The sequence below is a fragment of the Clostridiaceae bacterium HFYG-1003 genome (genome assembly GCA_024579835.1).
In the GTDB taxonomy this organism is placed as follows: Bacteria; Bacillota; Clostridia; order Clostridiales; family Clostridiaceae; genus JG1575.
Map to the genome: position 1 here is coordinate 2,189,896 of CP102060.1, position 26,258 is coordinate 2,216,153.

Annotated in this window: 24 protein-coding genes, 1 pseudogene and 1 riboswitch; of the genes and pseudogenes, 9 read left to right on the plus strand and 16 right to left on the minus strand. The window is 50.0% G+C overall.

Translation table 11 applies throughout. The annotated features are described in order from the left end of the window. Window positions 1–136: 136 nt before the first annotated feature. Window positions 137–688 (plus strand): hypothetical protein, encoded by a 552-nt coding sequence (locus tag NQU17_09870; protein ID UUM10970.1) that lies wholly within the window; start codon window positions 137–139, stop codon window positions 686–688. A 192-nt stretch (window positions 689–880) separates the two neighbouring features. Here NQU17_09870 and NQU17_09875 read toward each other — a convergent pair whose 3' ends face one another. Beyond that, entirely contained in the window at window positions 881–2,317 is a 1,437-nt protein-coding gene (locus NQU17_09875; GenBank protein UUM10971.1) for a multicopper oxidase domain-containing protein, read from the minus strand. A 398-nt stretch (window positions 2,318–2,715) separates the two neighbouring features. Between NQU17_09875 and NQU17_09880 the strand changes: the two genes are divergently transcribed. Continuing rightward, window positions 2,716–4,149, plus strand: a complete 1,434-nt coding sequence (locus tag NQU17_09880; protein UUM10972.1) for a bifunctional metallophosphatase/5'-nucleotidase — start codon at window positions 2,716–2,718, stop codon at window positions 4,147–4,149. Window positions 4,150–4,424: 275 nt separating this feature from the next. On the opposite strand, the gene NQU17_09885 is transcribed toward NQU17_09880, so the two are convergent. After that, window positions 4,425–4,901 carry a PH domain-containing protein gene (locus NQU17_09885; protein ID UUM10973.1) on the minus strand — a complete coding sequence of 159 codons (477 nt, stop codon included), beginning with the start codon at window positions 4,899–4,901 and terminating at the stop codon, window positions 4,425–4,427. 685 nt (window positions 4,902–5,586) lie between these two features. Here NQU17_09885 and NQU17_09890 point away from each other — a divergent pair. After that, the gene (locus NQU17_09890) at window positions 5,587–5,907 is read left to right on the plus strand and encodes a hypothetical protein (protein ID UUM10974.1); all 321 of its coding nucleotides are present in this window, start codon (window positions 5,587–5,589) and stop codon (window positions 5,905–5,907) included. 176 nt (window positions 5,908–6,083) lie between these two features. Here NQU17_09890 and guaA read toward each other — a convergent pair whose 3' ends face one another. The 8 genes from guaA to NQU17_09930 all read right to left on the minus strand — a co-directional run bounded on the left by guaA (window position 6,084) and on the right by NQU17_09930 (window position 14,529). Further along, window positions 6,084–7,619, minus strand: coding sequence for a glutamine-hydrolyzing GMP synthase (guaA, locus tag NQU17_09895; GenBank protein UUM10975.1), 1,536 nt, complete (start codon window positions 7,617–7,619; stop codon window positions 6,084–6,086). After that, a complete protein-coding gene (guaB, locus tag NQU17_09900; GenBank protein UUM10976.1) occupies window positions 7,619–9,076 on the minus strand; it encodes an IMP dehydrogenase in 1,458 nt (485 codons plus the stop codon). Before guaB ends, guaA begins: the two co-directional genes overlap by 1 nt. An 88-nt stretch (window positions 9,077–9,164) precedes the next feature. Continuing rightward, window positions 9,165–9,261, minus strand: a riboswitch (purine riboswitch). A gap of 142 nt (window positions 9,262–9,403) precedes the next feature. Next, complete coding sequence (gene mutY, locus NQU17_09905) at window positions 9,404–10,600, minus strand: A/G-specific adenine glycosylase (GenBank protein UUM10977.1); 1,197 nt, start codon at window positions 10,598–10,600, stop codon at window positions 9,404–9,406. Window positions 10,601–10,855: 255 nt separating this feature from the next. Continuing rightward, the gene (locus NQU17_09910; GenBank protein UUM10978.1) at window positions 10,856–11,227 is read right to left on the minus strand and encodes a hypothetical protein; all 372 of its coding nucleotides are present in this window, start codon (window positions 11,225–11,227) and stop codon (window positions 10,856–10,858) included. Continuing rightward, complete coding sequence (locus tag NQU17_09915; GenBank protein UUM10979.1) at window positions 11,227–11,607, minus strand: prepilin-type N-terminal cleavage/methylation domain-containing protein; 381 nt, start codon at window positions 11,605–11,607, stop codon at window positions 11,227–11,229. Before NQU17_09915 ends, NQU17_09910 begins: the two co-directional genes overlap by 1 nt. A 140-nt stretch (window positions 11,608–11,747) precedes the next feature. Then, complete coding sequence (locus NQU17_09920) at window positions 11,748–12,344, minus strand: hypothetical protein (GenBank protein UUM10980.1); 597 nt, start codon at window positions 12,342–12,344, stop codon at window positions 11,748–11,750. Window positions 12,345–12,607: 263 nt separating this feature from the next. Then, window positions 12,608–14,230 (minus strand): chaperonin GroEL, encoded by a 1,623-nt coding sequence (gene groL, locus NQU17_09925; GenBank protein ID UUM10981.1) that lies wholly within the window; start codon window positions 14,228–14,230, stop codon window positions 12,608–12,610. Between the two features lie 2 nt (window positions 14,231–14,232). Continuing rightward, window positions 14,233–14,529, minus strand: a complete 297-nt coding sequence (locus NQU17_09930; protein UUM10982.1) for a co-chaperone GroES — start codon at window positions 14,527–14,529, stop codon at window positions 14,233–14,235. A gap of 315 nt (window positions 14,530–14,844) precedes the next feature. Between NQU17_09930 and NQU17_09935 the strand changes: the two genes are divergently transcribed. From NQU17_09935 to NQU17_09945, 3 genes are all read left to right on the plus strand, one after another. Further along, entirely contained in the window at window positions 14,845–15,483 is a 639-nt protein-coding gene (locus NQU17_09935; protein ID UUM10983.1) for a TIGR01906 family membrane protein, read from the plus strand. After that, a complete protein-coding gene (locus NQU17_09940; GenBank protein ID UUM10984.1) occupies window positions 15,480–16,058 on the plus strand; it encodes a LysE family transporter in 579 nt (192 codons plus the stop codon). Before NQU17_09935 ends, NQU17_09940 begins: the two co-directional genes overlap by 4 nt. A 325-nt stretch (window positions 16,059–16,383) precedes the next feature. Beyond that, complete coding sequence (locus NQU17_09945) at window positions 16,384–17,163, plus strand: Ltp family lipoprotein (GenBank protein UUM10985.1); 780 nt, start codon at window positions 16,384–16,386, stop codon at window positions 17,161–17,163. Window positions 17,164–17,294: 131 nt separating this feature from the next. Here the strand turns inward: NQU17_09945 and gltA are convergent, their stop codons facing one another. From gltA to NQU17_09965, 4 genes are all read right to left on the minus strand, one after another. Further along, a complete protein-coding gene (gene gltA, locus NQU17_09950) occupies window positions 17,295–18,692 on the minus strand; it encodes an NADPH-dependent glutamate synthase (GenBank protein ID UUM10986.1) in 1,398 nt (465 codons plus the stop codon). Beyond that, a complete protein-coding gene (locus tag NQU17_09955; protein ID UUM10987.1) occupies window positions 18,692–19,582 on the minus strand; it encodes a sulfide/dihydroorotate dehydrogenase-like FAD/NAD-binding protein in 891 nt (296 codons plus the stop codon). The genes gltA and NQU17_09955 overlap by 1 nt, the downstream gene beginning before the upstream one ends. 352 nt (window positions 19,583–19,934) lie before the next feature. Then, on the minus strand, window positions 19,935–20,600 hold the full coding sequence (locus NQU17_09960; protein ID UUM10988.1) for a redox-sensing transcriptional repressor Rex: 666 nt from the start codon (window positions 20,598–20,600) through the stop codon (window positions 19,935–19,937). Between the two features lie 286 nt (window positions 20,601–20,886). After that, a complete protein-coding gene (locus NQU17_09965; protein UUM10989.1) occupies window positions 20,887–21,618 on the minus strand; it encodes an alpha/beta hydrolase in 732 nt (243 codons plus the stop codon). A gap of 304 nt (window positions 21,619–21,922) precedes the next feature. Between NQU17_09965 and NQU17_09970 the strand changes: the two genes are divergently transcribed. Then, window positions 21,923–22,918, plus strand: a complete 996-nt coding sequence (locus NQU17_09970) for a hypothetical protein (GenBank protein ID UUM10990.1) — start codon at window positions 21,923–21,925, stop codon at window positions 22,916–22,918. Window positions 22,919–22,996: 78 nt separating this feature from the next. On the opposite strand, the gene NQU17_09975 is transcribed toward NQU17_09970, so the two are convergent. Continuing rightward, the gene (locus tag NQU17_09975; protein UUM13498.1) at window positions 22,997–23,155 is read right to left on the minus strand and encodes a rubredoxin; all 159 of its coding nucleotides are present in this window, start codon (window positions 23,153–23,155) and stop codon (window positions 22,997–22,999) included. Window positions 23,156–23,362: 207 nt separating this feature from the next. After that, window positions 23,363–23,536 (minus strand): annotated as a pseudogene (locus NQU17_09980) (glutaredoxin family protein). 388 nt (window positions 23,537–23,924) lie between these two features. Here NQU17_09980 and NQU17_09985 point away from each other — a divergent pair. Both NQU17_09985 and NQU17_09990 read left to right on the plus strand, forming a co-directional pair. Beyond that, window positions 23,925–25,298 (plus strand): ISLre2 family transposase, encoded by a 1,374-nt coding sequence (locus NQU17_09985; GenBank protein ID UUM10991.1) that lies wholly within the window; start codon window positions 23,925–23,927, stop codon window positions 25,296–25,298. Between the two features lie 115 nt (window positions 25,299–25,413). After that, complete coding sequence (locus NQU17_09990; protein ID UUM10992.1) at window positions 25,414–26,157, plus strand: pseudouridine synthase; 744 nt, start codon at window positions 25,414–25,416, stop codon at window positions 26,155–26,157. Window positions 26,158–26,258: the final 101 nt, after the last annotated feature.

Below are 26,258 nucleotides of genomic sequence, written 5' to 3' on the forward strand. Positions count from 1 at the left end.
GATACCCTTTCTGGAGGGATTTAGTAATCCTGTAATCATATATTTTCTGGGCTCCGATTGATTATATGTATTATAATTGACCCAAAGACAATGAAAAACACCTGATGCCAGTCTTCATTGACAAGGAAGGATCCCCATGAAAAAAAGAAAAATCAAGAATCGGATACGAAAGTCAGTCGATCCGCCGAGGATCTGTCGTGTATTTATGCTCTATGAAGATTACTACCGATATTTTTTTCCACTACTGCTGAGCAAGCGGCTGTTCCTCAGTGCCGAGGAAGACGATTTCCTTCTGGATGGCTGGAGTATCCGCCGTTTTAAGGATGTCCGCCGGGTTGAGATCAAAGATGACCTATGTCTGACGATCGCCCGGAACGAAGGACTTCTTGACTGCCTGCAGCCTCCCAGAATCGCCATCACCGATTGGCAGTCCGCACTAACTTCTCTTGCTAAACAAGGAAAGAACATCATCATTACTCATGATTCGAAGAATGAATCAGACTTTGAATTTCACATCGGACGAATCCATGAAGTCCATAAAAAGTCGGTGCTGTTCCGAGAATTTGACGCCGACGGAAACTGGTACCGCGAATTGACAATGATCCCCTTTTCCCGCATCACATCCATCACCTTTGGGTCCCGATATGTCGAGATCTTTTCAAAATACCTGCCTCCCTTGCCGATATAGGTGGCTCCGCCGCCTTCTTGAACCTTGTACGCTATCCAAATGTACTTCCCAAGATTAAATAAGCTGACAAATATTTAATGAGCTGCCACAAATAAATGAGCTGCCAAAGATCCGAATCGATCTTGGACAGCTCATTTTTTGCTGGCTGAATTTTTCTGCAGCACGGATGCTCTGCTGTCCCATCTGACGGGTTTACGGATGAACTTCCAGCTGCCCCATCATCCCCGCCTCCTCGTGCTCCAGGATGTGACAATGGTACATGTAGAGCCCGGCAAAGCGGAAACGGACAATGAGTCGGACGGTCTCTCCGGTCCCCACAAATACCGTATCTTTCCAGCCACGCTCATTGGCAGGCGGTGTCCGTCCGTTTCTGGACAGAATCTGGAACTGGGTGCCATGGATATGAAACGGATGTCCGGAGGAACCCATCATCATCTGCCGGCTGGCGGTGATCTCCCAGATCTCCGTGTCACCAAGCTTGACATCGTCGTCAATCCGGTCCATATCGAACTGACGGCCATTGAGGCTGACCATATGCCCCATCCCATCCAGACGAATAGTCTTGGTGGCTGTGACATCAGCTTCATTCAGAGGTTCGATGGAAGACAAGATTTCGGGAATCCGAGTGGAATCTGTTGCCTCGCCCTTGATGCGGAAAGTCATGAATCCATCCCGACCGGTCCTGAAATCCACAGACTGACCACTCTGATACCCGGAAAAATCGATGATGATCTCAGCCCGTTCACCAGGTGAAAGGAAGAGCTCTTTCATTTCTACAGGTGCTTCCAGAAGACCTCCATCCGATGCGATCTGAACAAAGGACCTGCCATCTGCCAGATTGAACCGGTAATTGCTGGCATTGGCGCCATTAACCAGGCGAAACCGCATCCGAATTGGCTGGACCTCCAGATAGGGATTTAAGGCGCCGTTGACCATCAGATAATCTCCGATGGCGCCATCCATCATATTATCTTCATAGCGGAATGCGCCGTTTGTGTTGAAGCTGCGATCCTGAACGATGAGCGGGATGTCATTAACCCCGTAGTCATCCGGCAGACCCAAACTCCGGGAATTGTCATCCTCCACCAGAATCAATCCGGCCAGACCAGCGTAGACCTGTGTCGCGGTGGTACCCATGACATGGGGGTGAAACCACAAGGTGGACGCGGGTTGATCGATGGTAAAGACCGGCTCCCAGGTGCCGCCGGCGGCGATGGGCTGATGCGGTCCCCCGTCCACTGTCCCTGGGATCTCCAGGCCATGCCAGTGGACCGAAGTAGCTTCCGCAAGTTCATTGCGAAAATCGATGCGAATTGTTTCTCCGCGCCGCACTTTCAGAACCGGCCCCAGATAGGATCCGTTATAGCCCATGGTCGGTGTGGTTTTTCCGGCAAGAAACACCATCCTGCCGGGCTGTGCCGTTAAAGAGTATCTGGCCGTATCCGAAGAAGGATCCAGATCCTCCAGGACTGTCGGGATCGGCAGGCTGCCGGCAGCTGTCGTTGGCTGGGTTCCTGAGGGAGTAGTATCCGGAGACACCGGGCCGAATGGTCTCAGAGTATTCCAGAGTAGTGCCAAAATCACAATGGCGGCAAGTACCACCACCCCGATGATCGTTTTTTGTTTCATGACAGGTCACCTCCGCGCCTGATCAGATCTGCCCTCTGCTGACTCAGGGTAACCGGAGTCCTAAAAGCAGATGTTGCTGACTGCGATGATGGATCCAGGTCCCCCATCGCCCGTTGATTTATCACCTTCATACTAGCAGAGAGGGAGAAACATATCTCTTTGGACACCAATATTTTATCTTGAATTCATGCTTTCGTTATGAGTATCGGACTCCTTCTGATCACCCGGTATTCGTCCAGCTTTGCTTTTTGAACAGACTGGGTTGAATTATGACTAATTTTCAAGGTTTTCTTAACATGATCCGATGCGGAACACCGGAGAACAAAAACCGATTATCATGAAGAAAACGCCTGCCGGATCGAACCCCGATCTGGCAAAGAACAAGGAGTGTTCAAGCAATGGATCAACTGACTATACTTCAAATCAATGATACCCACAGTTATCTGGAATCTCATCAGGAAGTTTTCTATGGTTCCGACGGACTTTCTCTGAAGAAAGTCGGCGGCTTTGCCCGCATCAGCGGTCTGGTTCGTCGCATTCGGGAAGAAGCCGGCCACGAAACGCTGTTTTTTGACAACGGAGACACCCTCCACGGGACATATGAAGCAGTGACGACGGAAGGTGAAGTCATGATACCGATCCTTCGACGGCTCGGCCTTGATGCCATGACGTTCCACTGGGACATCGCCTATGGGCCCGACCGGCTCCTGGAGATCGGAAGACACCTACCCTATCCCATTCTGGCTGGCAATGTCTTCTACAAAGCGTCCGATGAGCTCTTTGCGAAACCCTGGATCATCCGTCAGACAGGAACCCTGAAGGTTGGCATCATTGGACTGGCCTCAAATATCATCGATAAAACCATGCCTCCCAAATTCAGCGAAGGTCTCTACACCACAACGGGGATCGATGAGCTGCCCGGTTATATCAAGGCGCTCAAAAGTCAGGGAGCGGATCTGATCCTGCTCCTGTCTCATCTGGGCTATCCTCAGGATCTTGAGGTGCTGCGCCAGGTTTCGGGAATCGATCTGTGCCTCTCCGGTCACACCCACAACCGCATCCAGGACCCGGTAAAGGTCAATGACGCCTGGATCATTCAGTCGGGCTCCCATGGTTCTTTCGTGGGCAGGCTGGAACTGACCATTGAAGAAAAAGCCATTGTCGGCCTGGACCACGAGCTGATTTCACTGGATGAATCTGTCCCTGAAGACCCGTTGATCAAAGATCTCATTGCCGATCAGCGCAAGCCATATCGGCACCTGGCCCAGGAGGTCGTCGGAGAAACCCGGGTAATGCTGCATCGCAACACTGGTCTGGAAAGCCCCATGGACAATCTCCTCCTCATGGCCATCGCACAGGCTGCCGGAACCCGACTGGCTTTTTCCAACGGTTGGCGCTATGGCGTCCCGGTTCCGCCGGGACCCGTCACCATGGAGGATCTGTACCGCATCATTCCGGTCGATCCGCCGGTGTCTGCCGTATCAATGACCGGACTGGAGATCCGGGATATGCTGGAGGAAAACCTGGAGCATACCTATGCCAGAAATTCCTTTGATCAAATGGGCGGTTATCTCAAGCGCGCCCTTGGACTCAAAGCCTACATCAAACTGGAGAATCCAAAAGGTCAGCGGATCCAGGAACTGTTTCTTGAAGGCGAGCCCTTTGACCCGGACAGAATCTATCAGGCAGCCTTCGTCACGCAGCAGGGCGTGCCAAAAAAATACGGAACTGACCGACATAACCTTGAAATCTCAGCCATACAGGCGATCCGAGATCTGCTGGCCAAAGCTCCTTTCAACGATGGCCAGAAAGAAGCGTTTGTGGTCATCTAAATCCTTCCCGATAGCCGGAATCCTTTTTGAAGCTTCGATGCCGCAGAGGCTGATTAAACTTCAATCACCTCATCAAACATCACCAGCAACATGAAAGCCTGAATCAATGTTATGAAATAACAAAGTGTTCCATTTTTCTATTTTTAAAGCCCCTGAGTTATCAGGGGCTTTCGTTGATCCGTATTCCATTGCCAGGACCTAAGACCCAATGTTCAATATTCACCGTTCACTGCTTAATGCTTAATGCTAAATGCTTAATGCTTACCGCTTGCTTCTTACTTATTAATGGTTTGGAAATTGCTGTAGGCAATTCCTGCCAGATAAGTGTACAAAGGCTGCATGTTGTATTTCTTGGGAAATTCGAATGTCCGCTCCGAAATGGATACGCCGGCTGTTGCCTTGAAGTAAGGTGAAGTGATGTAATGAACGTTGATTTCTGAATCATCCAATCCGAATCCTGCAGTCTCACAGGATACGTTAATGATCGAAGACAGATAGATGGTGTCGATTCGGGTCTTTTTTCCGGTAGCTCCCTGCTTATCAATATCAATGATTCGACGGTCCGTGAATATCACCACATCACGAATCAGCTTGAACCCCATGTGGATCGACTCACCTTCCATCAGGTACATGCCAAACTCCTTGGTCAAAGTCTCCGGCGTCTGTTCACTCAAGTTACCCAGAAGTCCCTGTCCAAAAGCTCCGCCCACTCCCTGAGTAACCGTGTTATTAAGCTTATCTAATATTCCCATCTCAACCTCCAAAAATATAAAGAATAATCCACTGAAACCTGTTTGAATTTGTAGAGCTGCTCGCGCTCCGCCAAGAGCCGGCCACCCCATACACCCTGATCTTATCAGATTGACCGGTCACTCCCAAATCAGTGATTCAGGCTTGCCGTTTCCTCTGAGATTTCAGGAATCGCTTTATGCTAAGCGAGCGAAATTCAAAAAACCACAGCATGGTTGTCCACCTAACCCTAGGCACGAACAGACTGTCCAGCTTTTTGATGAGAGCACAAGAAATCCTGTAATCATACGATTGGTGATTACAGGATTCTTAAACAGTTCCGATGCTCTTATGCTGCTTTTTCGCGACAACCGAGATACATACCGATAACCATTTAAGAATCCAACACTCGCTCCCCGGTCCCTGACCGACAATCGGTTAATGAACGGCTTGATTATTTTATAAGGATGGTCTTCTGAGTTGCCATCATGTAAAGTGATTTGTATAGAGCTGAGCCGTGAATGACTGATTTTCGAAGGCTTGAAGGTTTTTTTCCGCAGCGAATCTTTTATCGCCAGATAATCGAATTCTGGATGAACAGCTGATATCTGTGGTTATGCCGTTCCAAGAAAACCGTGGAGAAAGTGAAGCACAATCATATTCCAATATATTTCTAAGTAATGGATTAATCAATATAGGGGTGAAGTAATGCAAATCATTTATCATATTGGTGAAAAAATCGGAGTAGAAACAATTGTTGTAAAGGGCCTTTTAACTGAAGATACCCAATGCATGTACATAGAATCAAATAACATAAAGATTGCCTTAGATAACATAAATTCGGTTGAATTTATTAAGATTAATGGTTTAGGTACTATGGTGCAGATTAAAAACTATTCTGATACAATCTTTCTTGCGGTTCCACTTATTTTTATCGACAAGGGAACTGGTTTTGCAATCATTAATTACTTTAAAACCAGGAAAACAGGGCATTTACTCAAACTTGCCATGCAATATCAAGAAAAATAATTATCTAGTCAGAACAAAAATCCCCTCTCGAATGAACTTTAGCGTTCAAATGAGAGGGGATTCCTCTGTTCAATTATTTTTGTTGGAGTAATAACGATAGGATCAAAGTGGTATCATTCGCCGTTTTGATACGCTAAAAACCAAGTAACCATGCGGTTTTACAGCGTTTCTATTTTTTACTCCCACTCGATGGTCGAGGGTGGCTTTGAGGTGATGTCATAGACAATCCGGTTGACGTTGGGCACTTCGTTGACGATGCGGCGTGACACTTTATCCAAGACATCATACGGAATTCTGGCCCAGTCTGCGGTCATGCCGTCAATGGAGGTTACGGCGCGAAGAGCAACGGTGTGCGAATAGGTTCGCTCATCACCCATAACGCCGACGGACTGAATATTGGGCAGGCAGGCAAAGTACTGCCAGATTTCCGACTCGAGGTTGGCTTTGGAGATTTCATCCCGGAAGATGAAGTCAGCTTCTCTGACCAGTTCCAGCTTCTCTCTGGTGACCTCACCCAGCACCCGGATGGCAAGACCCGGTCCGGGGAATGGCTGACGGCGTACCAGTGCTTTGGGAATGCCAAGCTCTTCGCCGACTCTGCGCACTTCATCCTTAAAGAGTTCGCGCAGGGGCTCAATCAGTTCCAGCTTCATGTCTTCCGGAAGTCCGCCAACATTGTGATGGCTCTTGATGGTGGCGGAGGTAGCGGTTCCCGACTCCACAACATCCGGATAGATCGTACCCTGAACCAGGAAATCAACTTCTCCGATTTTGTTGGACTCTTCTTCAAATACGCGGATAAACTCCTCGCCGATGATCTTGCGTTTTTTCTCAGGATCGCCTACACCCGCGAGCTTATTCAGGAAGCGATCTTGGGCATTGACCCGGATCAGGTTCATGTCGAAGGTTTTTCCGAAAATGGTCTCAACCTGATCGCCTTCATCCTTGCGGAGCAGGCCGTGATCGACAAAAATACAGGTCAGCTGCTTGCCGATGGCTTTGTGCACCATGACAGCGGCAACGGAGGAATCGACTCCGCCGGACAGGGCGCACAGCACCTTGCGATCTCCGACCAGTTCTTTAATCTCTTTGATCTTGTCCTCGGCAAAGGATGCCATGGTCCAGGTTTTTTCCAGACCGGCAATGTCAAACAGGAAATTGTCCAGCAGTTCCCGGCCAAACAGCGTATGATTCACTTCCGGGTGGAACTGAGTAGCATAGAGTTTTCTTGCGGGATCTTCCATGGCAGCATGAGGACAGTCCCCAGACTTGGCCGTAACCTGGAAGCCTTCCGGCATCCGGTCAACATAATAGGTGTGGCTCATCCAGCACTGGGAGTCCTCAGGCAGCTCGCGGGTCAATTGTGCCTGGGGGTTCAGTGTGACCATGGTTTTGCCGTACTCACGCTTTTCCCCTGCTCTGACGGATCCGCCCAGCTTGACCGCCATGAGCTGCATGCCGTAGCATATGCCCAGGATTGGAAGCCCCAGTTCAAAAATGCCGTCTTCCACGGTTGGTGCACCGGGATCGGTGACAGAGTTCGGACCGCCCGTAAAAATGATGGCGGATGGATTCTTTGCTTTAATGTCTTCAAGGGTAACGGTATACGGCAGGATCTCGCAATAGATCCCGGCTTCCCGGACCCGACGGGCGATGAGCTGATTATACTGTCCTCCAAAGTCAATGATGAGGACCATCTGGTTGTTTTCCATTACATGCCTCCCTGGGAATAGTTCGGTGCTTCATTCGTTATATTGATATCATGCGGATGACTTTCTTTCAAGCCCGCTGAGGTCTGAATGACAAAAGTTGCGGTCTGGTAGAGCTGTTCGATGGTAGGAGCTCCCAGATAGCCCATGCCGGAACGAATTCCGCCGGTCATCTGGAATACGCTGTCTGCCAGGTAACCCTTATAGGCAACGCGGCCTTCGACACCCTCCGGCACGAATTTTTTGGCATCCTTCTGGAAGTAGCGGTCAGAAGATCCGGCATTCATGGCGCCCAGTGATCCCATGCCCCGATAGACCTTGAAGTTGCGTCCCTGGAAGATGATGGATTCCCCCGGAGCCTCTTCACAGCCTGCCAGCATGGATCCCATCATTACGCTGGAAGCGCCGGCTGCCAGTGCTTTGACGATATCTCCGGAAAATTTAATGCCGCCATCGGCAATGACCGGAACGCCGTACTTACGGGCGACCTCCGAGCAGTCCATCACAGCCGTCAGCTGCGGGACCCCGACACCGGCGACGACTCGCGTCGTGCAGATCGCGCCCGGGCCGATTCCGACCTTGACTGCGTCAACCCCTGCTTCAATCAGGTCTTTGGCGGCCTCGGCCGTCGCGATATTGCCGGCGATGACCTGGAGTTCGGGATACTCCGTCTTAATGCGGCGGACCGCGTCCATGACGCCGCGGGAATGTCCGTGAGCGGTATCGACGGTGATAACATCTACGTGGGATTTAACGAGAGCGTCCACCCGTTCCATCATGTCGGTGGTAATGCCTACGGCTGCGCCGCACAGGAGCCTTCCTGCCGCGTCCTTGGCCGCATTGGGGAACAGACGGATTTTCTCGATGTCCTTGATGGTGATGAGTCCCATCAGGTTGTTCTCATCATCCACCAGCGGAAGTTTTTCGATCTTGTTCTTCTTGAGAATCTGCTTGGCTTCCTCCAGCGTGGTACCAACCTTGCCGGTGATGAGTTTTTCGGATGTCATCAGATTTCTGATCGGCTGTTCAAAATCGGTCTCAAACACGAGATCCCGGTTGGTAATGATTCCCACCAGCTTGCCGTCCACCGTAACCGGAACGCCGGAGATGCGATATTTTGCCATGAGCTGATTGGCTTCCTGCAGGGTATTATCGGGAGAAAGGGAGAACGGATTGGTGATCACTCCATTTTCCTGCCGCTTGACCTTATCCACTTCTTCCGCCTGACGTTCGATGGACATGTTCTTGTGAATCATTCCAATGCCGCCTTCCCTGGCCATGGCAATGGCCATGCTGGACTCGGTGACTGTATCCATGCTGGCGGACACCAGAGGGATATTCAGCCTGATTTTCTTTGTGAGGTAAGTCGACAGATCAACTTCCTTGGGCAACACCTCAGATTTGTTAGGAACCAGCAGTACATCGTCGAATGTGTAGCCTTTTTTGATGATTTTTCCCACGTTCAATCCTCCTCATGAATACAGATAAATTTAAAAGAATCCCGGCGCGATGGGTTGTCCAACGAAGCCGGGAATCCGCCATGAAGCATGATGAATACACCAGCCTCATAGACTAAAATTACGGTTTTAGGTAGAAACGCCCTGCCAGATTCAGAGCATATATGAGACTTATCAAGATATTGCTACCATTATATTTTTATGAGTTTGCAGTGTCAATGAAAAAGGCTTTCTTGAAATTAAAATTTCAATTCTGATCACTCAAAGCATGATATCCTTCAAAAAATCTGATGTATTTGTTTACATGTTGTCTAATCCTCAAGGGCCAGATCAGGCCTCTCCCATGAGTTTTTCCATCTCCCGGCGAAAGACGGCAAAAGCTGTGGGGAGGGTCAGGTCAGACAAGGCGGTTTGATCCTCCCATTCAAAGCCGGATTCAGCGATTCGGTCCGTACTCACCCGGATAATATAGGAAGACATCTGCCATTCCACATGACTGAAGATGTGACGCGCGCCGGGTCCGTCTTCAATGCGTGCCTCCGTAAAACCGAGATCCGCCAGCAGATCACTCACCTCTGCTCTCGTCAAGTCGCCGGGGCGCATTGGAAACTGATGCAGGCCGGCCAGCAGGCCGCGGCGAGGCCGCCGCTCAATGGCAAATCGATTTCCCTGAAGGATCAAAAATACTGTGTGCTGTTCGATGCGGCGTTCTTTTTTTGCCGGAAGAACCGGATAGGCCAGAGGATTCCCCTCACTAAAGGCCAGGCAGTGCTCCCTTACCGGACATGCCTGACACAGCGGCGCGCCGTTGGGCAGGCATATCGTTGCCCCCAGCTCCATGACGGCCTGATTGAAATCCCCGGGCCGCTCCTTCGACATGACGGACTGAACCGCCTCAGTGATATAGCGTTTCCCCGGAGCCGACATCACCGGACCGCCGTAAGCCATGAGACGGCTGAAGACCCGGATGACGTTCCCATCCACGGCCGGAACCACCCGATGAAATGCAATGCTCGCGATGGCGCCGGCTGTATAGGGGCCAATCCCAGGCAATTTCAGCAGTTCCTCCACGGTATCCGGCAGTTCCCCGCCATGATCTGACATCATCCTACGGGCAGCCTGCTGCAGGTTTCTGGCCCGCGAATAGTATCCCAGTCCCTCCCACAGCTTCAGCAGCTGCTCTTCCGACACGCTTGCCAGAGCCGGAACATCTGGAATCGCCTGAATAAAACGCTCGAAATAGGGCAGCACCGTTTCCATCCGGGTTTGCTGCAGCATGATTTCCGAAATCCAGGTGTAATATGGATGCGGTCGGATTCGAAACGGCAGCGCGCGGGCGTGCTCATCATAAAATGCCAGCAATTGATATGAAAAAGAAGCAGGTTCTATCATAGGTTCACTCCATTCATAATACAAGGTATGCCAGACTTGCTGACCCAGCGGCGGCCAGTCCGACTCAATCTCTCCCGAGAGCGACAGACTCATGTTCAACTGGAGCAGAAACAGGCTGATCAGCGTCCCTCTCATCTTACCCGAAATCGATGAGCTTGAAAATGGATCGATTCAAAGTGAGTGCGACTCAGGTGTAATCCACAGGAACGCCGCGCTCTTACGGCTAAACCTTGAATTTGAGCAAACAATCAGCAATGATTGATCACCCTGCCGATCAAAGTTCAGATGACGCCCCGGAACAGCTTCAGAGCTTGCCGAGCGAACACTGGAATCGAAACGATATAAGAGCCGAGGAGTGATCAGATCACTCTTCGGCTCAATGGTTTGTGATTAACTTCCAATCAGAGGTACGAGACTGCCTAGAAAAAGAAATGGTACAAAAGGCACTTCCCGCACTTTAAACTGCAGGGCTGCCAGCAATGCCAGCAATGATCCGGAAAGCAAAACGAGGGGTAATGCCTCCCGGCAGTGCAGGCTGACCGACAGCAGAATCAGATAATCACCCCGTCCCATGCAGCGCTCCTCCTGATCCTGCCAGATCAGGAGGAGGAGGCAGACTGCCGTTCCCCAAAACCAGGGGGAAAGCAGATGGCTGATTCCCGTGATCAGGGTCCAGCCAAACAGCAGCAAACTGCACCAGTCGTATACAACCCCTTGTTTCAGGTCAGTCCAGGCAGAAATACCAAGCAGCAGATAAAACATCAGGGAGAAGCTGCCGGGATAACACCCGTGCTGACTACCTGTGGAATTTCAGAGATTTTAATCTCCTTCAGCTTGATGGACGTATCCTGCAATCCATCGATGAATGCTTTCAGCTCCTTCAACTCCGCTCCTTCCCCCACCAGCGCCGACAGGGCACTGACTTTCTGGCTCGAGTCAATCTTCGTTCCCACTTCTACCAGGCTGATCATGCTCTGCAGGGTCTTGGCATCCGTCTTCACGGCAATTGTTTTGGCCTGGTCAATGAAGCCCTTGTAGCTGGGCGCCATAACCAGCAGAAGAATTCCAATAATGGCCATGACTACCACCAGTTCCACCAGTGAGAAGCCTTTGCGTTTTCGTTTCAATGTTCGTTTGATCATGAAAATACTCCTTGTTCAATGTACCCGGGTCAAGGGTATTATGAGCAAGGAGTGGTTTTTTAAGCAAAAGAATCAAACATGGTTCTCTGACTGATCCTTCCCTACAATGCACCCTGACTCGAAAAGATCAGAGCAGCTCCTCAGGCAAGGGGCACTCGCTGTGAGTCCGGCCGGATTTCTGTCATCCGGAAGTTCTCCAGATTGAGCCGGGCCTGGCGATCTTTCAAGATCATTACCGGTCCCTGGGACGTGGTCGAAGTCGGCGGTGTCTGGGATTCGGTAGGCTTTCGGGTCAGTCCGTACAGCAAGCCGATGATCAGCAGCGGCAGCAGAATCCACCACCAGGGGAATCCGGTCCGGGACGGGGGAGCTCCGACATAGTTGGAATCCAGTGGCGGTTCCGTCGCCTCCTCCATCTGCTCATCGCTGATTCCTTCTGTCGTCAGCTGTTCCCTGAATTCTCCGATTCCCCCTTCGTCATCGTAGCTTTCATCCTGCAGTTCCGCCGTCGGGCGAAGCTTAGCCTGGGCATTATCCCACAGATCCGGCCGGGCATAAACTTCCGCGTCATGAGACTGTTCCAGCAGCGGCGGGACCACCTCATCCGTTACCGGTTCCTCATCAATGGGCGATTCAAGGGTCGGCGGCACATCGGCGAGATCCTCGAGTTCTTCCCCCAACGGCTTCTTGATTTTCTTATTCAGCAAGTCATTATTCTTATATTTGTTTTTAGACATATCAAATCGCTCCTTTGCATATAAGTTCCCGTTTCATCCGTCTACTTTCATACTACCGTCATTGAGTGAACAACTTGTAGAAATCATTGCAATGTTTGGAGAACATTCTTAAAACATTCCTTGAATAAACAATTCGGCTGGAAAGCTGTCCTGACATTCCAAACCTGTCCGAATTGTTCCGCAACAGTGATTTTTCCGTTCGTGTCCCCCAGGGGTTGCAAAAAACCTCCCCGGCAGGGGGAGGTTTTTCTGCTGATTATCGTTTAGTACATGCCTTCCATTCCACCGGGCATGGGAGGCATAGCCGGAGTCGGTTCCTTGATGTCCGCAACGGCACTTTCCGTTGTCAGGAAGGTCGCGGCCACGGAGGCTGCGTTCTGAAGCGCGGAGCGGGTCACCTTGGTCGGGTCCACGATCCCTGTCGCAATCATGTCACAGTATTCTTCCGTTGAGACATTGAAGCCGAAGCCAGGCTCGGAATGCATCACTTTATCCAGAACCACGGAAGCTTCCAGTCCGGAGTTGGCTGCGATCTGGCGGAGTGGTTCCTCCAGTGCTTTCTTAATAATGTTGATACCGATCTGGACATCCGCGTCATCGGCTTTAAGCTCTCCGATCACAGGGATTGTGTTGACATAGGCGGTACCGCCTCCGGCAACAATGCCTTCTTCCACGGCAGCCTTTGTGGCAGCCAGGGCATCTTCCAGTCTAAGTTTCTTTTCTTTCAGTTCAGTCTCAGTCGGGGCGCCCACCTTGATGACGGCAACTCCGCCGGCCAGTTTCGCCAGACGTTCCTGGAACTTTTCCCGATCAAAGTCAGAAGTGGATTCATCATGCTGAGCCTTGATTTGAGCTACGCGGGCCTTAATCTCTTCATGGTCTCCGCGGCCATTGACAATGGTGGTGGATTCCTTGTTGATCCGGACGGATTCAGCGGATCCCAGCATATCAAGAGTTGCTTCGCTCAGGCTTCTGCCGAGTTCTTCGGTAATGACCTGTCCGCCGGTCAGAATGGCGATATCCTGAAGCATTTCCTTTCTGCGATCTCCAAAGCCCGGTGCCTTGACAGCAGCACTGATAAAGGTGCCTCTGAGCTTGTTCAGCACCAAATTGGTGACGGCTTCACCTTCCACATCATCAGCGATGATGAGAAGCTTTCTGCCCTGCTGAACGATCTGCTCCAGAACAGGCAGGATATCCTGAATGTTGGTGAGCTTCTTGTCCGTGATCAGAATATAGGGATTGTCCAGGTAGGTTTCCATCGTTTCCGGATTAGTTGCCATGTAGGAGGAAACATATCCCCGGTCAAACTGCATGCCTTCCACAACTTCCAGTTCGGTGATCATGGATTTGGACTCTTCCACGGTGATGACACCCTCGTGTCCGACCCGCTCCATGGCGTCGGCAATCATGGATCCGATTTCCTCATCGGAAGCGGAGATCGCCGCAACCCGGCTGATATCTTCCTTGCCGCGAATGGCAATGGAATGCTTTTTGATTTCGCCCACAGCAGCATCAACCGCCTGGCGAATTCCACTCCGGATCATCATAGGATTGGCTCCGGCAGTAACGTTCTTGAGTCCTTCGCGAATGATGGCCTGAGCCAGCACAGTCGCTGTGGTGGTACCGTCTCCGGCAACATCGTTGGTTTTGGTCGCAACTTCTTTAACCAGCTGCGCGCCCATGTTTTCAAAAGGATCTTCCAGTTCGATCTCCCGGGCGATGGTCACACCGTCATTGGTGATGAGCGGTGATCCGAATTTCTTATCCAATACGACATTTCTGCCCTTGGGTCCTAAGGTAACCTTAACGGTATTTGCCAGCTGGTCCACGCCGCTCTGCAGCGCCCGCCGGGCTTCTTCCCCAAAAATTATCTTTTTTGCCATGCTTACTTAGCCTCCTCGTCGGTTACGACTGCCAATATATCTTTCTGACTGACCAGGATGTATTCTTCCTGTCTGTGTTTCACATCCGTGCCTGAATACTTGCTGTAAATGACCTTATCGCCTACCCTGACCTCCATGGGCACCAACGCTCCATCCTTCATCTCTCCGGGGCCAACGGCTATGACTTCCGCTTCCTGCGGAGCTTCCTTGGCGGAACCGGTCAGGATGATTCCACCCTTGGTTCTTTCTTCTGCTTCTAATTTTTTCAATAGAACTCTGTCACCTAACGGCTTAATCATGCATAGATCCTCCATTTCAAATTTTTAGCACTCATTGAGAAAGAGTGCTAACATCTATTTCATATTGTAAAAACTTTTCCGCTTTCATGCAATAGGGAAGAGGCTTTCAGTTTTTTCAACTATCCCTAATTATAGCAGATATTATGAAATTATCTTTTAAAAGCTCGTTTTTTCTCCTCTTTTCACCATTCTTCAGCACTCTCGCCCATCCTCTGCGGAATGTTGTGTCCGAAACCCTTGATCTGCTTGAACAATGCCGCATTCAGACGGTACAATGGATTCAATGAATTGCCGATCCGGCACAAGGAGCAACTGATGAAAAAACCACTGACACTCGTCGCCGGCCTGGCCCTGGCGTTTTTTATTCTGACATCCTCCGTCATGCTGACTTTATCCCTCAAAGCCACTTACACCTGGTCCCAACCGGAGATCCGGCAGGTAGAATATCAGCTGGATGATGCCACCATTCGCCGGAACTATGATCATCTCATTGATTACATGTTCCAGGGCAAGGAAGCCAGACTCAGCTTCAGCGGACTGCCGATGAGTCCCCAGGGTGAGATTCACTTCATGGAGGTCAAGGACATCTTCCAGTTCTTCTTCAAGGGCATGATTGTCTCCGGCATCCTGTCCCTGATCCTGGGCGCATACCTGATCAGGCAGCAGCATCCGGAATTCCTGACCCTGGGAACACTGCTCGTGTTCCTGGTTCCAGCCCTCCTCGCCGTACCAGTACTGATCGACTTCAATGCCACCTTCATCAAATTCCATGAACTGGCCTTTTCGAATGATTACTGGATCTTCGATCCCAGCCTGGATCCGATTATCCGATATCTTCCCGAAAGCCTGTTCCTGAAAAACACACTTGTGATCCTGGCATTCATTCTGCTGTGGATTCTCCTGATCCAGATCCTGTGCAAATTGTTGAAACGAAAGATGAGGCGATCCGCATGAATATCCTGAATTTCCTGATATATCTTTGGGTCACAGCGATTACGCCCGGCCCCAATACCATTACCTCCATGACCTTTGGCAACCGTTACGGCTTCCAACGCACCCTGCCCTTTAACTTCGGCATATTCAGCGGCATGCTGACACTGGCGCTTCTGGCAGCCTTTTTGGGCAATGCCCTCATGACTTACCTCCCCAATCTGAAAGATACCCTGAAATGGTTCGGAATCGCCTACCTGCTCTGGCTCGCCTGGCATATCTACAAAGCCGGTCCGCTGTCAGAAAACGGAACGCAGGCCAAAGCCAGCTTCTCCCGGGCTTATCTGCAGCAGTTCATCAACGTGAAGGCCATCCTCTACTGCATTACCTCGATGACCACCTTCGTGCTGCCCCATGTGGAAAATCCTTTGTTCATAGCCTTCAATGCACTCCTTCTGGCTACGATTGCCCTGCTCTCCTCCATGGTCTGGTCTGGTTTTGGCAGTCTGTTTCGAAAACTCTTCCAGGACCACTACCGCCTGGTCAATACCATCCTGGCATTGCTCCTCGTATATTGTGCCTGGACTTTATATCATTAAACAAAACCCACTGGATCAATGACATAACCGTTTGAATAATCCTCCTGAAGTAGAGATGTGCAGTCGCCAAATCTATTTCAGGAGGATATCTTTTGATCCGAATTCAGCTAGGAGGAAATGCTGATGCCATTGAAATGAAACATATTTGGTTTTTGAAGTCCTCCATTAAGCACTCCTGACTCCTATAATATCATTCTCCTCTATATTGAGAATCATGGTCACTCATATTTCTTTTGATCTTTTTCTGATTTAGCACAAAATAACATTGTATTATTTTTTATACAATGTAACATGTTAATTAATAAGATAACCATAGGGGGAGTATATGAATAAAACAATCAGATTCAGTTTATTGGTGACCCTCATGATTTTTTCCTCCGGATGCAGCAAAGCTCCTGCTGTCACATCCCCGTCCACTGGCATGATCAGGCTTACTTCAGCTACGACCGAACCGGTCCAGACGTCCCAGCCACTACCGGCGGAGACGGCGCCAACTATGACCTCTGCTTCTACTCAACCGGTCACTATGCCCGTGACCATCCCTGAAACCAAACCAGCCACGAAAGCCGGGACGCAACCCGCAACACAACCTGCCACGAAACCAGCCACTCAGCCCGCCACAAAACCAGTCACTCAGCCCACCACAAAACCTGCCACCAAACCAGAACCATCCGTCACCACCGGAGAAATAAATGCGCTGGAAAAAGCGATTGATTACCTTGATTTCATGGCTTTTTCTTATAAAGGACTCATAAAGCAGCTCGAGTTTGAGGGTTACTCAAATGATGAAGCAGTTTACGGCGCAAAAAACTGCGGAGCTGACTGGTCCGCACAGGCAAAACAAAAAGCTCTGGACTATCTGGAGTTCTCAGCCTTTTCGAAAAGCGGATTAAAAAAACAGTTGAAGTTTGAAGGCTTTACCGACACTCAGGCTAAATACGGCGTAGACAATTGCGGAGCAGATTGGTATGAGCAGGCTGTGCTCAAGGCAGCTAATTATTTGGATTTGATGTCATTCTCCCGCAGCGGGCTGATTAAACAGCTCGAATTTGAGGGCTTTACTCATGATCAGGCAGTTCACGGAGCAAAAGAGAACGGTTATTAAGCCTATTACCCAGACAGGCAGAATAATAAATCCATGAAATTAAGGCTGTACCAGCAATGCTGGTACAGCCTTTTTCATGGATCAGACTCAATCCGGAGAAAGAATTTAGAGGAAGGTCTGACCCTTCTGATTTATTTGTTGAGATAGGTTTCCTTCAGGTACTTGTCCATTCCGGCGGCAGCATTCTTACCTGCACCCATGGCCAGAATAACGGTAGCTGCACCGGTAACGGCATCGCCGCCGGCAAAGATTCCGGGTCTGGTGGTTTCTCCGGTCTCTTCATTGGTGATGAGGCACTGATGCTTGTTGATTTCCAGTCCCTTTGTGGTGGTTGAAATCAGCGGATTGGGTGAAGTACCCAGGGCCATAATGACCGTATCACACTCGATGTCAAACTCACTGTTGGGAACTTCTACGGGACGTCTTCTGCCGGAAGCATCCGGTTCGCCCAGTTCCATCCGAACGCAGCGCAGGCCCTTGACCCAGCCCTTCTCGTCGACGAGGATTTCCACCGGATTGGTCAGGAGTTCAAACTGAACGCCTTCCTCGATGGCGTGATGGACTTCTTCCGCACGGGCAGGGAGTTCTTCCTTGGACCGGCGGTAGACTATAACAGACTCTGAGCCAAGGCGAAGAGCGGTTCTGGCAGAGTCCATGGCGACGTTTCCGCCACCAACAGTGACACAGCGCTTGCCGATCATGATTGGAGTATCAGAATCCTTATCGTAGGCACGCATCAGGTTGCTCCGGGTCAGGAATTCATTGGCGGATGCCACACCATTGGCGTTTTCACCGGGGATGCCCATGAATTTGGGGAGACCGGCGCCTGAACCGATGAAGAATGCCTTGAAGCCTTCTTCTTCCATCAGTTCGTCGATGGAAACAGTCCGGCCGATGATTACGTTGGTTTCGATCTTCACGCCAAGACGTCTGACGCCTTCCACTTCGGATGCGACAACTTCTTCCTTGGGCAGTCTGAATTCAGGGATACCGTATACCAAGACTCCGCCCGGTTCATGCAGGGCTTCGAAAATGGTAACATCATAGCCTTTTTTGGCCAGGTCTCCGGCAGCGGTCAGACCAGCAGGGCCTGATCCGATGACTCCGACCTTGATTCCGTTGCTTGGTTCCTTTTCATCAAAGGTTACGCCGTTTTTCCGGTTGGTGTCAGCCACAAACCGCTCGAGCTTTCCGATCGCGACCGGGATGCTGCGAATACCGACAATACAGGAACCCTCACACTGGGTTTCCTGGGGACAGACGCGTCCGCACACTGCGGGCAGAGCGGAATCCTGGGAGATAATCCGTCCGGCTTCTTCAATGTTGCCCTTCTTGACTTCCTGAATGAAGGCAGGGATATTGATGGCAACCGGGCAGGCGCCCACGCAGCGCGGAACCTTGCAGTTCAGGCAGCGTTCTGCTTCGGACATGGCTTCTTCCATGTTGTAGCCATAGCAAACTTCTTCAAAATTCGTCGCACGAATCTCCGGAGCCTGTTCTCTTACGGGTACTCTTTCTTTTTTCAGCATTACTTTGTCTCTCCTTCCGCGCAGCCGCTGCTCTTGTGGCTGGCTCCTTCCTCATGTCTGAGCGTCTTCTGACCTTCCTGGGTCTTGTACATGCTCTGCCGTCTCATCGCTTCATCAAAGTTGATCAGAGCGGCGTCGAATTCAGGACCATCCACGCAGGCGAATTTTACTTTATCGCCAACAGTGACACGGCAGGCGCCGCACATGCCCGTTCCATCGACCATGATGGGGTTGAGGGAAACAATGGTATGAATTCCGCGCTTGAGGGTTTCTCTGGCAGCGAACTTCATCATGATCATCGGCCCAATGGCAATGACCATGTCATATTTCTTGCCGCGGTTGTCCACGAGCTCATTGAACATGGCAGTAACCATACCGTTGAATCCATAGGAACCATCATCTGTGCAGACAAACAATTCCTTGGCAACGGCTTTCATTTCTTCTTCCATAATCAGTGTGTTGTGGGTTTTGGTACCGATGATAACATCAGCAGGGAATCCGCGGTCCTTCAGGTACTTAACCTGAGGATAAACCGGAGCGGTGCCAACACCGCCGGCAATAAAGAGGATATTGAGCTTGGACAGCTCTTCATCGCTCATATCTACTAATTCTGAGGGTCTTCCCAGCGGGCAGACTACGTCGTGGAAATAATCCCCTTCTTCCATGGCGGCCATGCGCTTGGTGGAGTCACCCAGTACCTGGTAAACAATGGCAATGGATCCCCTTTCCTTGTCAATGTCGCAGACGGTCAGTGGGATTCTTTCCCCTTTTTCATCGAGTCTGACAATCAGAAACTGGCCGGGCTTGGCAGCCTTCGCTGCACGCTTGGCTTCGATATCCATCCAATAGATACCATCGGCCAGGACTTTTTTACTTAATATTTTGTACATCCCTTAATCACCTCTGTATAATATTTTAACAAATTATTCGAAGTTTTTTAATTCACTATTCTTAATTATACCGATTGACAAGATTTATCATAGTCCCTTTTTAAAAGTTTTCATTGTTATTTTATAGATTAGTAGAAAAAATGAGATTTAGTTTCCATTTTTTCTCTTTTTTAAAAATTCAGGTACTAAACTTTCCCATAATGCAAATCTGGCTTTTTTATAAATAACCGACTTTTGAGGAATCTCAACCGAAATTCTGCTGCAGTCCAAAAAACGGCCGGGTTCCATCCGCAGGGAACCGGCCGTTTAAATCATCCCACCAGACAATCACCGAAATCCGGGAGTCGGCAGTTTATTTTGATTTCTTTTCCTTCTTTTCCCGTTCCTTGACCTTGTCATTCATCAGATATACCAGGGTCAGCAAGGAGTCCGACAGATGGACTGACTCCAATGCGATTTCTTTGGGAACCTGAATGTCAATCGGTGCGAAATTCCAGACCCCTTTGACTCCGCCCCTGACCAGTGTATCTACCGCTTTTTGCGCGACAGAAGTGGGAACACAGATGATCCCAATATCAATCTGGTTTTTGGTCAGGAATTCGTCCATGAGGTCGATGTCGAGAATCTCCACATCCCTGATCTGTAAACCGATCAGTTTGGGATTGGCATCGAAAATGGCTTTTAAATCAAATCCGAACTTATCGAATCGGGTATAGTTGGCGATGGCCTGTCCAATATTGCCGGCGCCGACGATGACGGTTTTGTAGCTTTTGTCCAGTCCCAGGATCTTGCCTGTTTCGGTGAAGAGCTCCCGGACATTATAACCATAACCCTGCTGGCCAAATCCGCCGAAGTTGTTGAAGTCCTGGCGGATCTGAGATGCGGTGAAGCCTATTTTCTCGCTGAGTTCCTTGGAAGAAATGCGGTCTACGTCATTACGGAGCAGTTCAGCGAGATGGCGGTAATATCTTGGCATGCGTTTGATAACGGCCATTGAGATTCTTTTTTTCTTGTCCATATTTTATCCTCATACTCTTTCTTATTTATGTTTTTAACATTCTTGTAAATATATTAACATAGCTGGCGTAAATGATTAATAGTTTTTTTCGAAAACTTTGCTAAAAAACCTAACTTTTTACATTTTCTTTATGATAAGCCAACAAAAAACAGGCTTTCCTGCCTGTTTTGATGATTGATGCCTCCCCGTTTGCCCGTTCAGGACTATTCTTTAACTGAAGAAAATGAAGGGAAACACAAACGGCAGTACGCCGAAAGAATGATATCTGATAATGAATCCTTTATTCCTAATCCCGATTCTTCGAGCTGGTTATTTTTGAAACCAGCATATGGCGGATCTGTTCGGCAAGATCAAAGTCTGAGTCAGCCAGAAGGGAGTCTTCTCCGGTGGTCAGCTCGGCAAGGACGCTCTCCCGGTTCGGGGCAGTCAGATAGACAGTATCGGTTGGGAGTTTCCCTTTGATTTCCTCTATGGTATTTTCGCTGGACTGTCTATCAGCCAGCTGATATAAAACGATCTTGACATCATTGTCATTGAGATTTGCCTGACTGGAGTAGCCGCCGATGAGGATCAGTCCCGCCACCCGTTCCGAACGATCCGCTGCGATGCAGGCTTTTTCCGCTCCGCTGCCCAGTCCGATCGCTACCCAGCCTGTCTGGCTGGAACTGTCAAAGAAATCTTTTCGGTCCGACCGGGACAGCCTGGCCAGTCCCATGGGATACTTGGCTACGCGAACCTCGAATCCATGCCGGGCCAGAGTTTGAGCCAGTGACTCGTACTCCAGCGGATCCTCGTGATCATCCGGGTAAATCATCACGCCACCTTTCAGCTCGGCGGCAGAAGCAACGGTATAAAATTCCCACTTTTGTTCTACCTGACCTGCCAACTTCTGATCAACCATACGAGCCGATGAAGAAGCCGGAGTTCTAAAATGAAACCACAAAAAGACCCCGATCATAAATAGAATCAGAGCCAACGCCAGAGCTGACATTCGATAAAGCGCATTCCGGTTTTTCATGGCTGTAACCTTTCTGTAATAACTACTCAGGGAGATTATAATACACATCACCATTGCTGTAAACTTATTTTATTCCCTGAGGTTGTCACTTCCCCAACGACGGCTCACATACTACGCCCGAATCCGACCTCCGCTCCCGCCTCAACGCGAGAACAGCCGAAGACGCGTCCCCTCCCCGCCCGGCTGCCATTCCTCGTCAGCCTGATTGAGGATTTCATCGCAAGATCCGTTCCTATGAACGCTTTCTTCGAATTTGTGGTGTATTTGCCAGGGATTCCCCGTATAATGATTATGGTGATTAAAAATGAATAAACAGCAGAACATCCGCTACGTCTTCACAGAGAGGATCAAAGCGGCTGAACAGACCGAGGGAGACCGCGGCCGTCTGCGTAAGGATATCCGGAGCTTCCTGTCTGAGCTGTCAGAATTCAGGATTTCGCTGCGAACACTTTGCGATCAGGAGACGGCGTTTTCCGATCGCAACAAATTATTGAATATCGCACTGGAGCTGATCAATCATGCTCCTACCGCGAGAGCCCTTGTCAGTGCCAGACACCTTCCCGTTGCTGAAACCGCTGAACTGACCGGCTATCCGGCCGACTTTATCCGACAGCACCATGACTATATCGTGGCATATATGCTCCTGTTCGGAACCGAACAGCACTCTTTCCTTTCCCGCCAGCTCTCCATCGGCACGAAACTGGATGGTACCGGCGCGCCCCTGGCCAATAATATTGGCATCAAGCTGAAAGACTACGGCATTACCTCTGTGGTCCTTACCCCCTATGGCGAATTCCGTTATCTCGAACCTTCCCGCAAGGGAACCGTCCAGGGGGATTTTGTAACTGGCTCCCAACCCATTCTCAAACCCCGCCGCGCCCTGCTGATCGCTTCCGCGGCACTTGGCCTGCTGCTGATCTTTCTGGGCTTTGCCTACACTTTTTATCAGCCAGTTCGCAGTTTCACTCTCATGGGAGGGGTAGAGGCCAGCTTTTCCTTTAACCGGTTCGGTCGGCTCGTGGACATCCAGGGACTCAATCCCAACGGCCGCAGTGTCGTTTCTGATCTGATCCACTCCGATCGCAAGGTGAATTCCTCGTTAGCCCGCTTTCTGGATGCCTCAATTGCCAAGGAAGTCATTGAAAAAAACAGTGATCTCACCCTCATCGTCGTGGAGGGGACCTTCAACGAAAATGACTTCAAGGGCGACGATCTGGAACTTGAACTGAAAGAACATCAGCTCCGCTTAAAAGTAAACCAGGGAAACGGAAACGGATTCATCCTTACTCCTGACCCATAACGGAAGGCAGTGAACCAAACGTCCACTGCCTTCCGTTTTCTATTCCGTTAATGAGCTCGGCTGCTGCCGGCCCGGCTGCTATTCCGCTTCGAATTGATCCTTGCCAACGCCGCACAGCGGGCAGACCCAATCTTCCGGAAGATCCTCAAAGGATGTTCCCGGCGCAATGCCGTTGTCCTCATCCCCGACCGCCGGGTCATAAACATACCCGCACACCTGACAGATATACTTCGTCATATTAATTTCCCCCTTGATGCCTTCCGGCTGTACATTTTCTACCGAGTGATCCTCTGCAGGGATCTGAATTTCCTCTTCCACAGCTGCCACCGGGGCAACTTCTTCCGGCACAATTTCCTGCTCGACAATGGCTTCCACCGTTTCTCCAGGCTGTGCCATCATTTTTTCGATTTCCACCGGATCAAATCCTACAAAATAATTCTCTCCGACAAAGATGGCCGGAACACCACGAATTCCCATGGAAACCAGCTTTTTCCGATTCTCCGGTTCTGCTGTGCTTTTCTCTTCGTAGGGAATTCCCTTCGTCTTGAAATAATCCTTTGCCATATCGCAGTAGGGACAGGTTGTTGACGTGTAAATCACAATTTTCTTATCTTCCATATTGTTCCTCCAAAGTTTCTATACTCATCTTATTGAAAATCTAACTTATATTCTGCTTCAGGTCCGGTCTGCAGGAGGACGGATCGTTGAAAGTCCTCCCCTGCGGGGCTCCCGTGAAAGCCGCTGTACCCTATCTCCATTTTACTCTGTCCCAGGGCCCTTTGTAAAAGAAAGAGACGCACCTTTACATAACGTTTAAATCTTATTCATAACAGCCGCTGCAATTTTTCATCGCTGCACCGGGCGGCGGCCAGTCCTGTTTCCTGTCAATGGTTTCTATCATGTAGTTAGTGTAAAGTTACTGTAGGTCGAAAATGAAAGAGAATAAGCCCAAGTGCTAGAATGTTAGTAACAACAACAAACAAACTACACGAAAGGACTTATTCTCATGCCTATCTTAACAGATTTCAACTCAATGTTCACCTCTCTCAGACAAAGTTTTGATTCAAGAATGGCAAGCGGTACTCTCACCATGGATCAGGTGGTCCAGGAGACTCACGAGCTGACGGATCGGATTGCCCGTGAGCAGATCCAGGATTATGTTCAGGTACTCGATGAGCGCCTGAGGAACTCACAGTTACGGAAAAAAGACTACACCATCGAACGGCGCTATCAAACAAAAACCATCGCTACTACAGCCGGACCTGTGGTCTTTGACCGGACGTACTTTCGGGATAAAAAGACTAATCACCATGTGTGTCTGGTGGATCGTCTTCTGGGCCTTGAGCCCCATCAGAGAATCAGCCGGGAACTAGCCTCGTGTCTTCTCTCCAGTGCTAAAGATATTTCTTACCAGGGGACGGTGGAGCGCTATGCAAGCAGCGGAATTACCAGCCGCACTACGGTAATGAATCTGGTCCATCGACTGGGGAACATTGAGTCTTCTGAGGGACCCCTGCCTCAGAAAAAAGTGGCATCTCGGATCTATATTGAGGCCGATGAGGATCATGTAGCTATGCAGGACGGTTCCAATCAGCAGATGCGGCTGATCTACGTCCATGAGGGGCAGCAGAGTGTCGGGAAGAGACGCAAGGCCTTAATGGGTGTACGTCGATTTGCAGGCTTCTACAAGGGCAACTCGGATGAACTGTGGTACGAAGTGTTCGATTACCTGAACTCGGCTTATGAAGTGGATAAGATCGAGGAAATCTCCTTATCAGGGGATGGGGCGTCCTGGATCAAGATGGGTGCCCAGATTCTGCCTCGATGCAAGCTCTATCTGGATAAGTTCCACCTGGAAAAGGCCCTGCGCCAGGCGGCAACGCCGATTGATTCCTACAAAGGGACAAAGGATGAATATTACTGGTACCTCAAAGACGCCATCAGCATGGACTCCCTTGAGGACATCAACACATTCTTCGAATCAGCGGCGGGATTGCCGCTTAAAAAGACCCAGGAAAAGAAGTTAGGCGAGATGAAAACCTATCTTTTGTCCAACTGGGAATCGATCCAGAACGCGGCCAAGTCGGGCTATCAGGGCTGCAGTGCGGAAGGGCATGTCAGTCATGTGCTTTCCTCACGGTTATCTTCACGCCCGATGGGGTGGAGCACAGTAGGTGCTGAGAATATAGCGCGCATGCGAGTTTTCGTCCTCAATGGCGGGGATCTCATGGGCTACTTCGCTGCCAAAGAGAAAGAAAAGAAGAAGGAAGCCCGACTTTTGAGGCTGGAAAAACGGATCGTGAAGAAGAGCCGGGTCTACCCGGTAAAACAAGGTTCAATCAGCTATGCAACGCCTCATTTTGGGTGGTATAAATCATAAAACCCGGGCTACTTGGAATCCGCACGGCAGGCTTATTCAGTTTTTGAACCGAAAGTAAGTTGACACTATCTATCATGTATAATATTGTTATCAATGAACCACAATCGAGGTACCCATGGAAGAAAAAACAACCCGAATCAATAAATTCATCTCAGAATCCGGTTTCACCTCCCGGCGCGAAGCCGATCGCCTGATTGAAGCCGGCCGCGTGGCCATCAACGGCGTCGCGGCGGAGAAAGGATCGAAAGTCCGTGAGGGGGATCTGGTAACAGTGGACGGACAGCCTTTGAAAAAGAAGGAGAAACACGTCTATCTGGCGTTCAACAAACCCCGCGGCCTGGAGACGACGACCGACGAGTCCGTCAAGGACAATGTCATTTCCTACATCAGCTACCCGGAACGAATCTTCCCCATCGGCCGGCTGGACAAAGATTCCCAGGGGCTTCTGCTGTTTACCGATGACGGGGACATTGTCAACCGGATTCTACGCAGCGTCAACAACCACGAAAAAGAATACATCGTCACCGTCAATCAGCTCATTACAACGGATTTCCTCAATGGCATGGCCGGCGGAGTGCCAATTCTGGATACCGTAACCAAGCCCTGCACCGTCGAACAGCTGTCTACCCGCCAGTTTCGCATCATTCTGACCCAGGGCCTCAACCGCCAGATCCGGCGCATGTGCGAGTATTTCGGTTACAAGGTCGTCAGCCTGCGGCGCATCCGGATCATGAACATCAAACTGGGCGATTTGCGGGAGGGAGCCATTCGCCATCTGTCACCACTGGAAATGAAGGAATTGGATAACCTGCTGCAAAATTCCATCAAGCATTTCACGGCGGAAGATACTATGGAATAAACGAATCATGTTGCAACTTGTGAAATAACTAAAAATGAAAACAACTGTTCAGTTATGCACATTTTGCACAGATCTCTGTGGATAAGTCCCTGTTATTTTGT

Bases quoted from the DNA above. Each gene is read 5' to 3' on its own strand.
- NQU17_09870 (UUM10970.1), top strand. From the start codon at position 137: ATGAAAAAAAGAAAAATCAAGAATCGGATACGAAAGTCAGTCGATCCG.
- NQU17_09875 (UUM10971.1), bottom strand. From the start codon at position 2,317: ATGAAACAAAAAACGATCATCGGGGTGGTGGTACTTGCCGCCATTGTG.
- NQU17_09880 (UUM10972.1), top strand. From the start codon at position 2,716: ATGGATCAACTGACTATACTTCAAATCAATGATACCCACAGTTATCTG.
- NQU17_09885 (UUM10973.1), bottom strand. From the start codon at position 4,901: ATGGGAATATTAGATAAGCTTAATAACACGGTTACTCAGGGAGTGGGC.
- NQU17_09890 (UUM10974.1), top strand. From the start codon at position 5,587: ATGCAAATCATTTATCATATTGGTGAAAAAATCGGAGTAGAAACAATT.
- guaA (UUM10975.1), bottom strand. From the start codon at position 7,619: ATGGAAAACAACCAGATGGTCCTCATCATTGACTTTGGAGGACAGTAT.
- mutY (UUM10977.1), bottom strand. From the start codon at position 10,600: ATGAGAGGGACGCTGATCAGCCTGTTTCTGCTCCAGTTGAACATGAGT.
- NQU17_09910 (UUM10978.1), bottom strand. From the start codon at position 11,227: ATGTTTTATCTGCTGCTTGGTATTTCTGCCTGGACTGACCTGAAACAA.
- NQU17_09915 (UUM10979.1), bottom strand. From the start codon at position 11,607: ATGATCAAACGAACATTGAAACGAAAACGCAAAGGCTTCTCACTGGTG.
- NQU17_09920 (UUM10980.1), bottom strand. From the start codon at position 12,344: ATGTCTAAAAACAAATATAAGAATAATGACTTGCTGAATAAGAAAATC.
- groL (UUM10981.1), bottom strand. From the start codon at position 14,230: ATGGCAAAAAAGATAATTTTTGGGGAAGAAGCCCGGCGGGCGCTGCAG.
- NQU17_09930 (UUM10982.1), bottom strand. From the start codon at position 14,529: ATGATTAAGCCGTTAGGTGACAGAGTTCTATTGAAAAAATTAGAAGCA.
- NQU17_09935 (UUM10983.1), top strand. From the start codon at position 14,845: ATGAAAAAACCACTGACACTCGTCGCCGGCCTGGCCCTGGCGTTTTTT.
- NQU17_09940 (UUM10984.1), top strand. From the start codon at position 15,480: ATGAATATCCTGAATTTCCTGATATATCTTTGGGTCACAGCGATTACG.
- NQU17_09945 (UUM10985.1), top strand. From the start codon at position 16,384: ATGAATAAAACAATCAGATTCAGTTTATTGGTGACCCTCATGATTTTT.
- gltA (UUM10986.1), bottom strand. From the start codon at position 18,692: ATGCTGAAAAAAGAAAGAGTACCCGTAAGAGAACAGGCTCCGGAGATT.
- NQU17_09955 (UUM10987.1), bottom strand. From the start codon at position 19,582: ATGTACAAAATATTAAGTAAAAAAGTCCTGGCCGATGGTATCTATTGG.
- NQU17_09960 (UUM10988.1), bottom strand. From the start codon at position 20,600: ATGGACAAGAAAAAAAGAATCTCAATGGCCGTTATCAAACGCATGCCA.
- NQU17_09965 (UUM10989.1), bottom strand. From the start codon at position 21,618: ATGAAAAACCGGAATGCGCTTTATCGAATGTCAGCTCTGGCGTTGGCT.
- NQU17_09970 (UUM10990.1), top strand. From the start codon at position 21,923: ATGAATAAACAGCAGAACATCCGCTACGTCTTCACAGAGAGGATCAAA.
- NQU17_09975 (UUM13498.1), bottom strand. From the start codon at position 23,155: ATGACGAAGTATATCTGTCAGGTGTGCGGGTATGTTTATGACCCGGCG.
- NQU17_09985 (UUM10991.1), top strand. From the start codon at position 23,925: ATGCCTATCTTAACAGATTTCAACTCAATGTTCACCTCTCTCAGACAA.
- NQU17_09990 (UUM10992.1), top strand. From the start codon at position 25,414: ATGGAAGAAAAAACAACCCGAATCAATAAATTCATCTCAGAATCCGGT.